The 13,080-nt window shown below is 69.2% G+C and carries 11 protein-coding genes; 5 read left to right on the forward strand and 6 right to left on the reverse strand.

Annotated elements, in window-relative coordinates; all coding sequences use genetic code 11:
- Window positions 1-98 precede the first annotated feature (98 nt).
- Window positions 99-1,697, forward strand: coding sequence for a carboxylesterase/lipase family protein (locus NBRGI_RS35240; RefSeq protein WP_029901497.1), 1,599 nt, complete (start codon window positions 99-101; stop codon window positions 1,695-1,697).
- A gap of 9 nt (window positions 1,698-1,706) precedes the next feature.
- Here NBRGI_RS35240 and NBRGI_RS35245 read toward each other — a convergent pair whose 3' ends face one another.
- From NBRGI_RS35245 to rfbD, 4 genes are all read right to left on the reverse strand, one after another.
- Window positions 1,707-2,039: a hypothetical protein gene (locus NBRGI_RS35245; protein WP_029901498.1), complete on the reverse strand. Its 333-nt coding sequence runs from the start codon at window positions 2,037-2,039 to the stop codon at window positions 1,707-1,709.
- A 151-nt stretch (window positions 2,040-2,190) separates the two neighbouring features.
- Complete coding sequence (locus NBRGI_RS35250; protein ID WP_029901499.1) at window positions 2,191-3,270, reverse strand: sugar phosphate nucleotidyltransferase; 1,080 nt, start codon at window positions 3,268-3,270, stop codon at window positions 2,191-2,193.
- Window positions 3,271-3,452: 182 nt separating this feature from the next.
- Window positions 3,453-4,394, reverse strand: coding sequence for a glycosyltransferase family 2 protein (locus NBRGI_RS35255; protein ID WP_051728271.1), 942 nt, complete (start codon window positions 4,392-4,394; stop codon window positions 3,453-3,455).
- The gene (gene rfbD / locus NBRGI_RS35260; RefSeq protein WP_029901501.1) at window positions 4,348-5,259 is read right to left on the reverse strand and encodes a dTDP-4-dehydrorhamnose reductase; all 912 of its coding nucleotides are present in this window, start codon (window positions 5,257-5,259) and stop codon (window positions 4,348-4,350) included. The genes NBRGI_RS35255 and rfbD overlap by 47 nt, the downstream gene beginning before the upstream one ends.
- A 259-nt stretch (window positions 5,260-5,518) precedes the next feature.
- Between rfbD and NBRGI_RS35265 the strand changes: the two genes are divergently transcribed.
- The 3 genes from NBRGI_RS35265 to NBRGI_RS35275 all read left to right on the forward strand — a co-directional run bounded on the left by NBRGI_RS35265 (window position 5,519) and on the right by NBRGI_RS35275 (window position 9,244).
- Complete coding sequence (locus tag NBRGI_RS35265) at window positions 5,519-6,994, forward strand: LCP family protein (RefSeq protein ID WP_436839292.1); 1,476 nt, start codon at window positions 5,519-5,521, stop codon at window positions 6,992-6,994.
- Window positions 6,995-7,012: 18 nt separating this feature from the next.
- Entirely contained in the window at window positions 7,013-7,735 is a 723-nt protein-coding gene (locus NBRGI_RS35270; RefSeq protein WP_029901503.1) for a TIGR03089 family protein, read from the forward strand.
- A 201-nt stretch (window positions 7,736-7,936) separates the two neighbouring features.
- Window positions 7,937-9,244 (forward strand): cytochrome P450, encoded by a 1,308-nt coding sequence (locus NBRGI_RS35275; protein ID WP_029901504.1) that lies wholly within the window; start codon window positions 7,937-7,939, stop codon window positions 9,242-9,244.
- 48 nt (window positions 9,245-9,292) lie between these two features.
- On the opposite strand, the gene NBRGI_RS35280 is transcribed toward NBRGI_RS35275, so the two are convergent.
- Both NBRGI_RS35280 and NBRGI_RS35285 read right to left on the reverse strand, forming a co-directional pair.
- Entirely contained in the window at window positions 9,293-9,991 is a 699-nt protein-coding gene (locus NBRGI_RS35280; protein ID WP_014987843.1) for a response regulator, read from the reverse strand.
- A complete protein-coding gene (locus NBRGI_RS35285) occupies window positions 9,988-11,475 on the reverse strand; it encodes a sensor histidine kinase (protein ID WP_051728276.1) in 1,488 nt (495 codons plus the stop codon). The genes NBRGI_RS35280 and NBRGI_RS35285 overlap by 4 nt, the downstream gene beginning before the upstream one ends.
- Window positions 11,476-11,665: 190 nt before the next feature.
- On the opposite strand from NBRGI_RS35285, the gene NBRGI_RS35290 reads away from it, so the two are divergent.
- Window positions 11,666-13,033 carry a cation:dicarboxylate symporter family transporter gene (locus tag NBRGI_RS35290; protein ID WP_029901506.1) on the forward strand — a complete coding sequence of 456 codons (1,368 nt, stop codon included), beginning with the start codon at window positions 11,666-11,668 and terminating at the stop codon, window positions 13,031-13,033.
- The last annotated feature ends 47 nt before the right edge of the window (window positions 13,034-13,080 follow it).

A 13,080-nucleotide genomic window follows, 5' to 3' on the forward strand; every position in this document is an offset into this window, starting at 1 on the left:
TCAGGATGGACGTACTCTCGAAGAAGAGATCACGAGGTGCGGGACCCGCTGGAGCAAACCGGCAGCACACCAACGGGTCGCTGGTGGGAGGTGCGAACATGGGCACACAGTTCGAGACAGCACCGGACTGGGAGGTGCGCGGCGCCGAGCCAGTGGTCGCCACGGCCGCGGGAAAAGTGCGCGGACGCTGGGACGGACCGGTCGCCTACTGGCGCAGCATCCCCTACGCCGCCGCGCCGAGCGGGGCCGACCGCTTCCGGCCGCCGCTGCCCGCGCCGAGCTGGGACGGTATCCGCGACTGCGCCGCGTTCGGTGAGATCGCACCGCAGACCATGGGCAATATGGTCCCGGTCGATTCGGACCTGCGGATGGGCGAGGACTGCCTGTGGCTGAACGTGTGGGCGCCCCGGCGCGCGGACGGCGAGGCGATCGAGCCGTTCGATTCGGGTGAACCGCGCCCGGTCCTGGTCTGGCTGCACGGCGGCGCCTACTGCCTCGGCACCGCGGCCCAGGGCATCTACGACGGCCGCAAACTCGCCGAGACCGGTGACGTCGTGGTGGTCACGGTCAACTATCGGCTCGGTGCGCTCGGCTTCCTCGATCTGTCCTCGCTGCCCGGTCCGTTCACCCCGAATCTCGGTCTGCACGATCAGATCGCCGCGTTGGCCTGGGTGCGCGACAACATCGCCGCGTTCGGTGGCGACCCGGGCAACGTCACGCTGTTCGGCGAATCCTCCGGCGCGGGCTGTGTCACGGCATTGCTCACCTCACCGAGCGCGGCCGGGCTGTTCCACAAGGCGATCGTGCAGAGCCCGCCCGCGACCACGGTGTTCGGCAAGGATCGCGCGGCCGGGGTGGCCCGGCGCTTCCTGGAACTGCTGGAGCTGCCCGCCTCGCGCGCGGTAGAACTGCTCGACTGGCCGATCGAGAAGATCGTCGAGGTGGCGGGGATCCTGCTGGACGAGATTCCGCTGAAGGAGCCGGGCCGGCTGGCCGCGGCGCCGGTGGTGGACGGCGACCTGCTACCGACCTACCCGATCGATCGGTTCCAGCACGGCCGCTCGCATCGGGTGCCGCTGATGATCGGCACCAACAAGGACGAGGCATCGCTGTTCCGGGTGTTCCGCTCGCCGATCATGCCGGTGACCCCGGACGCGGTGAACGCGATGCTCAACGACGTGGCGGCCGCTCACCCCGAATGGTCACACGAGCGGATCGCCGAGATCACCTCGGCCTACCCCGATCTCGACAAGACCCGGGGCGCGCTGGCCATGTCCGGCGACGCCGCGTTCCGGATGCCGGCGCACTGGGTCGCCGACGCGCACGCCCAGCACTCGCCGACCTGGATGTACCGGTTCGATCATGCGACGCCGATGCTGCGCGCGGCCCGGGTCGGTGCCGGGCACGCCACCGAATTGCCTTATGTGTTCGGCAATTTCGGCTCGTTCAATCATGATCCGACGTTCTGGCTCGGTGGTCGCAAGGTGGCCATGGAGGTGTCGGGGCGGATGATGCGGCGCTGGCTCGCGTTCGCCACGCACGGCGTCCCGGCCGCGCTCGACGGTTCCAAGCATTGGCCGCCGTACCGTCCGTCGACGCGGACCACGCTGCTGATCGACACCGTCGACCGGGTGGTCGACAACCCGGACCGCGACCTGCACACCGCGTGGGGCGAACAGGCCGTCGGCTTCAGCTGAGTTCGCCCGCTACGCGGGCAACTGGCTGTACCCGAACACGTTGATGAAGTAATTGCCCGGGATCAGCTGGTTCATGGCGTGCCATTGGCCGCCGGGATCGCGCTGGTAGTAGCTCACGCCGAGGGAACCCGCGTCATAACAGACGATGTCGGCGGTGCCGAACGGGCTCCAATACGTGCTCGTGCCCGGGCGGCCGAATTCCAGCGGCGTGCTGAACAGGTGGCTGCACGGGGTGATGCTCGGTTCGTAGATCGAGGGCGCCGCCACGGCGGACGGCGCGAATCCTATTGCACAGCCCGCGAATACGGCGGCGGCCAGCACGCGGGGGGCGAATTTCCTCATCGAAATCTCTCCTCGGCTCTTGCGATCGGTGAACAGTGCGCACACGCGGTGATCCCGCGGCGCGCGCCACGAGACCCCGCGCTGCACCCTGCCAGACCGGTCGTCGCCGCGGAAGGCGGTTCGCCCGGTAGCTTTTCGGGCCGGCGGACGCTCAGACGTCGGTGGAGAAGCGGATACCGCCGTCGGGAATCTCGACGCCAGGCCAGACCCGGGCGCCGCGTAGTAGCTCGCAGCGGGCACCCACCTGCGCGCCGTCGCCGATGACGCCGTCGCGCACCAGCGCGCGCGGACCGATCCGGGCGCCGAAGCCGATGATCGAGCGCTCGACCGTCGCCCCCGCTTCGATGACCGCGCCGTCGAAGATGACCGCGCCGTCGAGCCGGGCGCCCGCGCCGACCTCGGCCCCGCGACCGACGACGGTGCCCCCGATGAGCAGCGCGCCCGGTGCGACGCCCGCGCCCGGGTGGACGAGCGATTCGCCGCGCTGGCCGGGCAGCGCGGGCGACGGGGCGATACCGCGGACCAGATCGGCGGAGCCGCGCACGAAGTCCTCGGGGGTGCCCATATCGCGCCAGTAGGAGGAGTCGACGTGCCCCTGCACGCGCGCGCCCTCGGCGAGCAACGACGGGAACACCTCGCGCTCCACCGACACCGGGCGTCCGGACGGGATCTTCTCGATGTATTCGCGCCGGAAGACGTAGCAGCCCGCGTTGATCTGATCGGTCGGCGGATCCTGCGTCTTCTCCAGGAACGCGGTGACCCGGCCGTCCGCGTCGGTCGGCACACAGCCGAAGGCGCGCGGATCACTGACCCGGACCAGGTGCAGCGTCACGTCGGCATCGGTGGACTCGTGCGTGTCGAGCACCGCGCCGAGTTCGGTGCCGCCGAGCACGTCGCCGTTGAACACCATCACGGTGTCGGCGCGCAGCTTGGGCAGCACGTTGCGGATGCCGCCGCCGGTGCCGAGCGGCTCGGTCTCGGTGACGTATTCGATGTCGAGGCCGAGCTCGGCGCCGTCACCGAAATGCTCCTCGAACACCTCCGCCTTGAACGAGGTGCCGAGCACGACGTGGGTGATGCCTGCGTCCGCGATGCGGGCGAGCAGATGCGTCAGGAACGGCAGCCCGGCCGTCGGCAGCATCGGCTTCGGTGCCGAGAGGGTCAGCGGGCGCAGCCGCGTCCCCTGCCCGCCCACCAGGATCACGGCGTCGGTGCCTGCATTTCCTGCCATTCAAGGTCCCCTGTTCACAGTGGATCGAATATTGCGCGCGCCGAGGTTCGGCCCGCCTGAGGTGCACCGGGCCGCCGTGCACGACGGCCCTGCGCCATTGTCGCTCAGCAACCGCCGAATCGATGAGTTTTCCCAGGTCTGCCGCTCAGCTGCCCGGTATCGGTATACCCGTTTCGCGCGCTCTAGACCGGGTGGCCCGCTTCCCGCGCCTGTTGGCGCAGCGCCGATCGAACCGCAATCCGGGAGCGCACCGCAAGTCCGGCGCGCAGCGCCAGCCGCAGCGGCAGCTGCCACCAGTGCGGGTGCCGGTCGGCCTGGAAGCGGTAGGCGCTGGCGTGGTGGGCGGGCAGCATCTTCTCCGGGTGCCGTCCCGCGGCGTGCCCCTTGGCGTGGGTGACCTCGGCCGAGGGCACGAACACGTTGTGCCAGCCCGCCTTGCCCATCCGGTCGCCGAAGTCGACGTCCTCCATGTACATGAAGTAGCGCGAGTCGAAACCGTCGATCGAATCGAAGGCCGCGCGCCGCACCAGCAGGCAGGAGCCGGACAGCCAGCCGACCGCACGCTCGGAGATCTCCTCGTTCTCCTGCCGGTAACGACGGGTCCACGGGTTCGTCTTCCACACCGTGCCGAGGATCGCGTGCCCCGCGCCGTCGAGCAGTCCGGGCACCCGGCGCGCCGACGGGTAGACGCTGCCGTCCGGTTCCAGCACCAGCGGGCCCACCGCGCCGGCCCGCGGCCAGCGCTGCGCGGCCGCGAGCAACTGGTCGATGGCGTCGGTGCCCCAGCGGATGTCGGGGTTGGCGATCACGATGAATTCGATGGCCGGATCGATCTCGGCGACGGCGCGGTTGATCGCGCCGCCGTAGCCGATGTTGCCGCCGGTGCGTAGCAGTCGCACGTGCGAGTTGGCCTCGGCGACCAGCTCCGGCACTCCGTCGGTGGAGCCGTTGTCGGCGAGGATCACCTGTGGCTTCTCGGTCGTGGCGTCGGCGAGCGTGGTGATGAAGTGCTCGAGGTGTTCGCCGGGTGAATAGGTCACCGTGACGACGGCCAGGCCCGCGCTGGCGGAATCGGAATCACTCACGGCCGCTGAGCCTAGTGGTCGCGGCCGGACCCAGTCCATCGGACGAGCGGGACAGCGCCTCGTCCAGCGCGGCTCGCCAAGGACGCAACGGGGTGAGCCCCGCGTCGTGCCAGGCGCGCGGCGACAACACCGAATATGGCGGGCGCCGTGCGGGTCTCGGATACGCCGACGAATCGCACGGGCGCACCCGGGCCGGGTCGGCGCCCACCGCCGCGAACACCGCGCGCGCGAGCTCGAACCAGCTGGCCTGTCCGGCGTTGGTGGCGTGCAACAGGCGCGGGGCGTCGGGCCGTCCGGCCAGTTCCAGCAGCGCGGCGGCGAGATCGGCGGCGTAGGTGGGGGATCCGAGTTGGTCGTCCACCACGTCGACGGTGTCGCGTTCGCGTTCCAGCCGCCGCATGGTGGCGACGAAATCGCTTCCGTGCCCGGTGTATACCCAGGCGGTGCGCACCACGTGCGCCTGCGGCGCGAGCGTCAGCACGGCCTTCTCACCCGCGAGTTTGGACTGTCCGTAGACCGTGACCGGCCCGGTCGGGTCGGTCGTCTCGTAGGGGCGCTCGCCGGTCCCCGCGAAAACGTAGTCGGTGGAGACGTGGATCAGCCGCGCCTCGGCCCTGGCGCAGGCGGCCGCGAGCACGGCCGGTCCGGTCTCGTTGCCCGCGAACGCCGCGGCGACCTCGGTCTCGGCCTGATCGACCGCGGTGTAGGCGGCGCAGTTGAGCACCACCGACCCCGGCGGGAGCGCGGCGGCGACCGCGTCCGGGTCGGTGATGTCCAGATCGGCGCGGCTCAGGCCGCGGGCGCCGGGTGCGAGCCGGAGCAATTCCCGCCCGAGCTGTCCGCGGGCTCCTGTCACGACCAGACTCGCGGGTGCGACGGGGCCGGGCGGTGTCGAGGTCGTCACAGTTGTCAAGTCTGGCACGCGGGCAGGGGCACGCCGCCACACCTGCGGATTGCCGGTCGGACCGGCGGGATTCGTTAGCCTTCGAACAGGCGCCCCCGACTCGCGTGCGTGGCGCGGCGATGTTTGCCAAATGGTTGCGGGGGTTATGGAAAGGTGGGGTGGTCGAGCACACCGCGTGGCGGAAGCAGACCCAGAGCGTGTCGAAAGGATGTCGAGTTGTCGAGAGGTTGCAGGTTAGCCGCGGCGCGGAAGGTGCACGGTGACCCGGCCGCGCGGCGCTGAATCGCCGCTGCCCGCCGGTGGTCCGCTGCGCGCGCTGGCCGCGGCGGTCGCCGTCGTGGTGTTCGTCATCACCGGTTTCGCCTGGCACAGCGTCGACAGTCTGATCTCCAATATCGAGCGCATCGGCGGGCTCGGACTCGGCGGCGGCCGGGACGGCGCCGTGGACATCCTGCTCGTCGGCGTGGACAGTCGCACCGACGCGCACGGCAATCCGCTCAGCGACCGGGAACGCGCGATGCTGCACGCGGGCGACGAGGTGGGCACGAACACCGACACCATCGTGCTGATCCGGGTGCCGAACGACGGACGCTCCGCGACCGCGATCTCGATCCCGCGCGACTCCTACGTCGACATCCCCGATCTGGGCAAGGGCAAGATCAATTCGGCCTACGGCGCCACCAAGGAGACCCAGCGGCTGAAGCTGATCAACCAGGGCGTCGCGGAGGACGAGGCGGACAAGCAGTCCACCAAGGCGGGCCGCCAGGCGCTGATCAAGTCCGTCGCCAATCTCACCGGCATCAGCGTCGACCACTACGCCGAGGTGAGCCTGCTCGGTTTCGTGCTGCTCACCGATGCCGTCGGCGGCGTCGAGGTGTGCTTGAACAACCCGGTCGACGAGTGGATGTCGGGTGCCGACTTCCCGGCCGGGCGCCAGCGCCTGGACGGTCCCGCGGCGTTGAGCTTCGTGCGGCAGCGGCACAATCTGCCGCGCGGCGACCTGGACCGGATCGTGCGCCAGCAGGTGTTCATGGCCCAGCTCGTCGGGCAGGTGCTCAGCGCGAAGACCCTCAGCAATCCGGGACGGATGAAGCAGCTCAGCGACGCCGTCGGGCGCACGGTGGTGCTCGACGACGACTGGGACGTGCTCGCGTTCCTGCAGCAGTTGCAAGATCTTTCGGGCGGTCAGGTGAAGTTCGAGACCATTCCGGTCACCGATCTGAACTACATGACCTCGGGCGGCGAATCGGTGGTGCGGGTCGATCCCGCCGCGGTCAAGTCGTATGTGTCGTCGCTGGTCGACGGCAAGGCCGACGAGACGGCCGCCGAGCCCGCCCTGGATCCGGCCACGGTGACCGTCAGCGTGTACAACGCCAGCGGTATCGGCGGCCTGGCGGGCAAGGTGGCACAGGCGTTGACCGGCAAGGGCTTTCACGAGGGGCTGGTGGGCAATTACACCGGCCCGAACGTGACGGGCAGCCGGGTGCTCGCCGCGAACACCGGCGACGCCAAGGCCAAGGCGGTGGCGAAGGCGCTCGGCGGCCTGCCGGTGCTCACCGACTCCACCCTGTCCCCGGATTCGGTGAGCGTCGTGCTGGCGAACGACTATTCTGGTCCGGGCTCGGCGGCTGGGAGCATGTTCGACTTCTCCGGAACGTCGAGCGCCACCGCCACGCCAGTCCCGCCCGCCCCACCGATCGACGCAGGCCAGAACGGACCGAAATGCGTGAACTAGACAGGCGTGAATCAGTCGATGCGTGAATTCCAAGAGTCGCTCACCCTGACCGAGCGGGTGCTCGACCCGATTCTCGAGCGTGAGCCGGCCGGCCCGCGCGTCACCTACTACGACGACGCCACCGGCGCCCGGATCGAACTGTCCGGGCTGACCCTGGCGAACTGGGCCGCCAAGACGGCCAACCTGATCAGGGACGAATTCGGGCTCAGCCCCGGCGCCCGGATCGCGGTGCTGCTGCCCGCGCACTGGCAGACCGCCGCCGTGCTGCTCGGTTGCTGGTGGGCGGGTACCGAGGTGGTGCTGCGGCCCGACGACGACGCCGAACTCGCCCTGGTGACGCCCGACCGGCTCGACGACACCCAGCAGGTCGCCGAGGTCGCGGCGCTGTCGCTGGACGCGCTCGGCGCCCCGGTGCGCGATCTCCCGATCGGCGTGACCGACTTCGCCACCTCGGTACGCGTGCACGGCGACCAGTTCCGGCCCGCGGGCGCGGGCGCGGCGCTCGACGGCATGACCGTCCCGGAGGTCCTCGCCGAGGCGAAGAAATCCGCTATGCGCCAAGGCATTTCCGAAGGCGACCGGGTGCTGTCCAGCACGTCGTGGGACACCCCCGCCGAGCTGATCGACGGTTTCGTCGCCGTACTGGCCGCGGGCGCGAGCCTGGTCCAGGTCGCCAATCCCGATCCGGCGCTGCGCGAGCGGCGCATCGAATCGGAGAAGGTCACCGCGCAGCGCGGGTGAGCCCGGCGAGCACCGGATTCGGCCGGACCGGTGCGCGGCGCCGGGTGGGCGCAGTACTTTGGTTTGGTTCTGCGGGATCTGGCGCTCTGCGGTCGACGGACTCCTACCGCGGTATAGGTCGAAGTCCGACTGGAGCACGTTCCACATTCTGACCGGGTTCCGTACGGTGGTCATCAGGCACAACGACGGAGTTGGTGAACTATGAAGCCGCAGTATTGGTTCCGCTGGTTGTCCGTGCAGGGCGCGCCCCGCCTGGTGCTACGCAGGCAGGCCAAACGCGGCGAGCCGTTCGCCGAACTGCTCGGCGGGCCCACCGGCTTCGGCAATCCGTATCCGCTGATCGAGCAACTGCGCGGCGAGGGCCGGATCATCCGCACCGCGCTGTCCTGGGCCACCTTCGACTACGAGCTGTGCCGAGGCGTCCTGCGCGACAGCCGATTCGGCGTGCGCACCACCGAGAACTTCGACATCCCCGGCCCGATCCAGAAGCTGGCCAAGTATTTCCCGCTGCCGCCGAACCCGGTGGAGCCGCCCTCGATGCTGGTGATCGACCCGCCGGAACACACCCGGATGCGCAAACCGGTGGCCTCCGCGTTCACCCCGCGCGCCATCGCCAGGCTGCGCGAGCGGGTCGAGACGGTCACCACGGAGCTGCTCGCGACGCTGCCCTCCGGCGGGTCCGCCGACCTGATCAGCGCGTACGCCGCGCAGGTGCCGATCGCGATCATCTCCGAGATGCTCGGCTTCCCCGACAAGGACCGGGAACTGTTCCTGCGCTGGGGCGATCTGACGACCCCGCTGCTCGACCTCGGCATCTCCTGGCGCGCGCACCGGCGCGCGATGGCGGCGATGGAGGTGATGAACAGCTACCTCGACGAGCACATCGCCCGGCTGCGCCGCACGCCCGGTGACGACATCCTGAGCGCGCTGGTGAGCGCGGGCGAACTGAACAACCTGGAACTCAAGGCCACCGCGAGCCTGCTGATGGGCGCGGGCTTCGAGACCACGGTCAACCTCATCGGCAACGGCGTGGTCCAGTTGATCGCCCACCCGGACCAGCTGGCACGGCTGCGCGAGGAGCCGCAGCTGTGGCCCAACGCCGTCGAAGAGGTGCTGCGCTTCGACGCCCCGGTGCAGACCACCGCCCGCACCGCGGTGCGCGACGCCGAGGTCGGCGGCGTGCCGATCCGGGCGGGCGAGACCATCGTGCTCTCGCTCGCGGGCGCGAACCGCGATCCCGCGATGTTCACCGAACCGCAGCGCTTCGATGTCGGCAGGCCGAATGCCAAGGAGCACTTGACCTTCAGCAGCGGCATCCACGTCTGTCTCGGCGCGAGCCTGGCCAGGATGGAAGGCGTGCACGCCCTGCGCGCCCTGTTCGAACGCTTTCCCGACCTGCGGCTGGACGGCACGCCGCAGCGCAGGGAGCTGTTCACGCTGCACGGCTACGAGCAGCTGCCGGTTCGCCTCGGCCGCAGCGTTTCCGCCACGGAACCCGCGACGGTCTGAGGCCGATCGAGCAGGCACGTCGCGCCGGTCTCGTCGGCGAAACCCCGTTCAGGTCTTGGATTTCCAGACGTAGCGGGTCTTGGGGCGGCCCGCGCGGCCGTAGTCGGAGCGGCGGGTCACCAGGCCGTCGTCGGCGAGCTTCTCCAGGTAGCGCCACGCGGTGATGCGGGAGACGCCGATGGTGGTCGCGGTGTCCGCGGCGGTGATGCCCTCCGGGGCCGCGCGCACGGTCCGGGAGATCTCGTCGAGTGTCTGCGGCGCAACGCCTTTGGGCGTGGTCGCGCGCTGGTCCGGGGTGCGCAGGGCGCTGAGGGCGCGGTCGATGTCGTGCTGGGACACCGCGGTCTCGCCGGCGGGCAGCGCGGTGCGGAATTCCCGGTAGCGGTCCAGCTTGTCGCGAAAGGCCGCGAAGGTGAACGGTTTCAGCAGATACAGCACCACGCCGTGCGATACCGCGGTGCGCACCATCGCGAGGTCGCGAGCGGAGGTGATGGCGATGACGTCCGGACGCGGCGCGAGGCCGGTCAGCGCCGCCGCGACATCGAGGCCGCTCGCGTCGGGTAGGCCGATGTCCATGAGCACCAGGTCGATCGGGGTGCCCTCGGCCGCGTTGTCGGCGGCGGCCCGCATCGCCTCGCGGCCGGTGTGCGCCACACCCACGGGGACGAAGCCCTCGATGCGGTCGACGTAGGCGCGGTGCGCCTCGGCGATGAGGGGCTCGTCCTCGACGATCAGCACTCGGATCACTGTGCGTCCTTTCGCGGAATCGTCACGGTAACCGCGCTTTCCGGATCTAGGTCGGTACGAATGGTCCCCCCGTGCCGGGCCACCAGGCGGTGCACCAGCGCGAGGCCGAGTCCGTGATGGTCGGCCTTGGTCGAATAGCCGCGCTGGGACGCGCGGTTGAATATCTCCTCGGACATGCCGGGGCCGCTGTCCGCGACCCGCAGGTACAGTGCCGAATCTTGTTGCCGCAGGGTGACTTCCACCCAGCCGTTCGGACTCTCCGCGGCCGCGTCGATGGCGTTGTCGGTCAGGTTGCCGACCAGGGTGACCATTTCCTGCGGCGAGAGCGGCTCGATCGAGTCGAGCGCGGTCTCCTCGGTGACGGTCAATTCGATGCTGCGCTCGTTGGCCTGGTTCACCTTGCCGAGCAGCAGCGCGGCCAGCGCGGGTGCGCCCACCGCGGCGAACAGCCGGTCGATGAGGGTCTGGGAGAGTTCGAGTTCCGAGGTGGCGAACGCGACGGCCTCGCGGTAGCGGCCGAGCTCCACCATGGTGACCACGGTGTGCAGCCGGTTGGCCGATTCGTGCGCCTGCGCGTGCAGCGATTCGGCGAAACTGCGCACCGAATCGAGTTCGCCCATCACCTCCCGCAATTCGGTGTGATCGCGGATCGTCATCACGGTGCCGATCGGCCTGCCCTCCCAGGTGACGATGTCCTGGTTGATGAGCAGGATGCGGTCCCCGGTCACGTGCATCTCGTCGCGCACCACGCCCCAGCTCATCTGCTGCATGGAGACCGGCAGGTCGCCGCGGCGTACCTCGCCCTCCGGCAGCCCGAGCAGCTCACGGGCCTGGTCGTTCACCACCTCGGCGCGTTCGCCCGCCATGCCGAACACCACGAGGCCCTCGTGGATCGAGTGCAGTACGGCGTCGTGCTGTTCGTAGAGTGCGCGCAGTTCCGCGGGCGCGAGTCCGTGGGTCTGCCTGCGCAGCCTGCGGCTCAGCAGAAAGGACCCGCTGCCCGCGACGATCAGCCCCGCCGCGGCGACGCCGAGGATCAGCGGCAGCTGCGTGGCGACCTGATCGCCGATCTTGGCCCGGGTCACCCCGGCCGACACCAGCGCGACCACCCGGTTGCCGTCGTAGACCGGCGCCACCGCGCGGATCGAGGGGCCCAGTGTGCCGGTGAACGTCTCGGTGAAGGTCTCCCCGGCCAGCGCGCGATCGATGTTCCCGCTGAACGGCTTGCCGATCATGTCCGGGTTGGTGTGGGTGTACCGCGTCCGGTCCGGCGCCATCACCACGATGAAGTCCATTCCGGTCGCCCGCCGGATCCGCTCGGTGACCGGCTGCAGTAACCGGGGCGGGTCGGTGGTGTAGACGGCGGAGAGCGTGGACGGTGCCTCAGCGATGCTCACCGCGACATCCCTCACCTCGCGGGTGGTGGTCACGTCGCTGTGATGGCGCGCGTCGACGACCGCGAGCACCGCGCCGACGATGACCATCAGGGTCAACACGATCAGCTGCAGCGCGAAGGCCTGACCGGCCAGGGATAGCCGACCGCGTCTCAATTACTGCCTTCCGCCGCTGAACGTAATGCACCAAACCGTGACCGGTGTCACCTGCACGGCCATCATTCTGCCTGGGGGTCGTGAGGCACCTCACGTCGGCACCACCTCGGAGGACACCAATCGCATGACAGAAGCAACACCACAAGCAGCACCGAAGAAGCGCGACCGCACCCACTGGCTGTACCTGGCCGTCATCGTGGCGGTCGTCGCGGGCGTTCTCGTCGGTTGGCTGGCACCCAGCTTCGGGGTGGCTGTTGCTCCGCTCGGCAGCATCTTCGTGAACCTGATCAAGATGATGATCGCGCCGGTCATCTTCTGCACCATCGTGCTCGGCATCGGTTCCATCCGGACCGCGGCCACGGTGGGCAAGGTCGGCGGGCTCGCCATCGGGTACTTCCTGGTGATGTCGACCTTCGCGCTCGGCATCGGGCTGGTCGTCGGCAATCTGCTGCAGCCGGGCACCGGTTTGGATATCGACAAGACGGCGAAGGCGGGCCAGGATTCGGTGAAGGCGGCCGAAAAGGCCGGTGGCACCTGGGAATTCATCAGCGGCATTGTGCCGAAATCGCTGCTGTCCTCGTTGACCGACGGCAATGTGCTGCAGGCGCTGTTCGTTGCGGTGCTGGTCGGCTTCGCCCTGCAGGCCATGGGCAAGACCGGCGAGCCGATCCTGCGCGGCATCGGGCTGCTGCAGAAGCTGGTGTTCCGCATCCTGGTGATGATCCTGTGGCTGGCGCCGATCGGCGCGTTCGGCGCGATCGCCAACGTGGTCGGCAAGACCGGGCTCGACGCCGTGGTGAAGTTGGGCACGTTGATGATCGCGTTCTACCTGACCTGTTTGGTGTTCGTCTTCGGTGTGCTCGGCGTCGTGCTGTGGTCGGTGTCGCGGGTATCGGTGCTGAAACTGGTCCGCTACTTGGCGCGTGAGTACCTGCTGATCGTCGCGACGTCGTCCTCCGAATCCGCGCTGCCTCGGCTGATCGCGAAAATGGAACACATGGGCGTCGAGCGGACGACCGTGGGTGTGGTTGTGCCGACCGGGTATTCGTTCAATTTGGATGGCACTGCAATCTACCTGACCATGGCCTCTATTTTCATCGCCGACGCGATGGGCAAACCGCTCAGCATCGGCGAGCAGATCGGCCTGCTGCTGTTCATGATCATCGCCTCGAAGGGCGCCGCCGGCGTCACCGGCGCGGGGCTGGCGACGCTGGCCGGCGGGTTGCAGAGCCATCGGCCCGAACTGCTGGACGGCGTCGGTTTGATCGTCGGCATCGACCGCTTCATGTCCGAGGCTCGTGCCCTCACCAATTTCTCCGGTAATGCCGTGGCCACCGTGCTCATCGGTACCTGGACCAAGACCATCGACAACGATCGCGTGCGTGAGGTACTCGACCGCAAGCTGCCGTTCGATGAACAGACCATGGTCGATAACGACCACGGCGCGCAGCCGCAGCAGGAGCCCGACACCAAGGACCTGGTTCGCGCATAGCTGCACTGTGGAACACGAAGGGCCCGCAGGATCTGCGGGCCCTTCGC

It is taken from the genome of Nocardia brasiliensis IFM 10847 (assembly GCF_000710915.1).
Lineage (GTDB): Bacteria > Actinomycetota > Actinomycetes > Mycobacteriales > Mycobacteriaceae > Nocardia > Nocardia brasiliensis_A.

Excerpts from the sequence above, each read along its gene's own strand:
- NBRGI_RS35240 (WP_029901497.1), top strand. The coding sequence starts at position 99 with ATGGGCACACAGTTCGAGACAGCACCGGACTGGGAGGTGCGCGGCGCC.
- NBRGI_RS35245 (WP_029901498.1), bottom strand. The coding sequence starts at position 2,039 with ATGAGGAAATTCGCCCCCCGCGTGCTGGCCGCCGCCGTATTCGCGGGC.
- NBRGI_RS35250 (WP_029901499.1), bottom strand. The coding sequence starts at position 3,270 with ATGGCAGGAAATGCAGGCACCGACGCCGTGATCCTGGTGGGCGGGCAG.
- NBRGI_RS35255 (WP_051728271.1), bottom strand. The coding sequence starts at position 4,394 with ATGGACTGGGTCCGGCCGCGACCACTAGGCTCAGCGGCCGTGAGTGAT.
- NBRGI_RS35270 (WP_029901503.1), top strand. The coding sequence starts at position 7,013 with ATGCGTGAATTCCAAGAGTCGCTCACCCTGACCGAGCGGGTGCTCGAC.
- NBRGI_RS35275 (WP_029901504.1), top strand. The coding sequence starts at position 7,937 with ATGAAGCCGCAGTATTGGTTCCGCTGGTTGTCCGTGCAGGGCGCGCCC.
- NBRGI_RS35285 (WP_051728276.1), bottom strand. The coding sequence starts at position 11,475 with ATGGTCATCGTCGGCGCGGTGCTCGCGGTCGTCGACGCGCGCCATCAC.
- NBRGI_RS35290 (WP_029901506.1), top strand. The coding sequence starts at position 11,666 with ATGACAGAAGCAACACCACAAGCAGCACCGAAGAAGCGCGACCGCACC.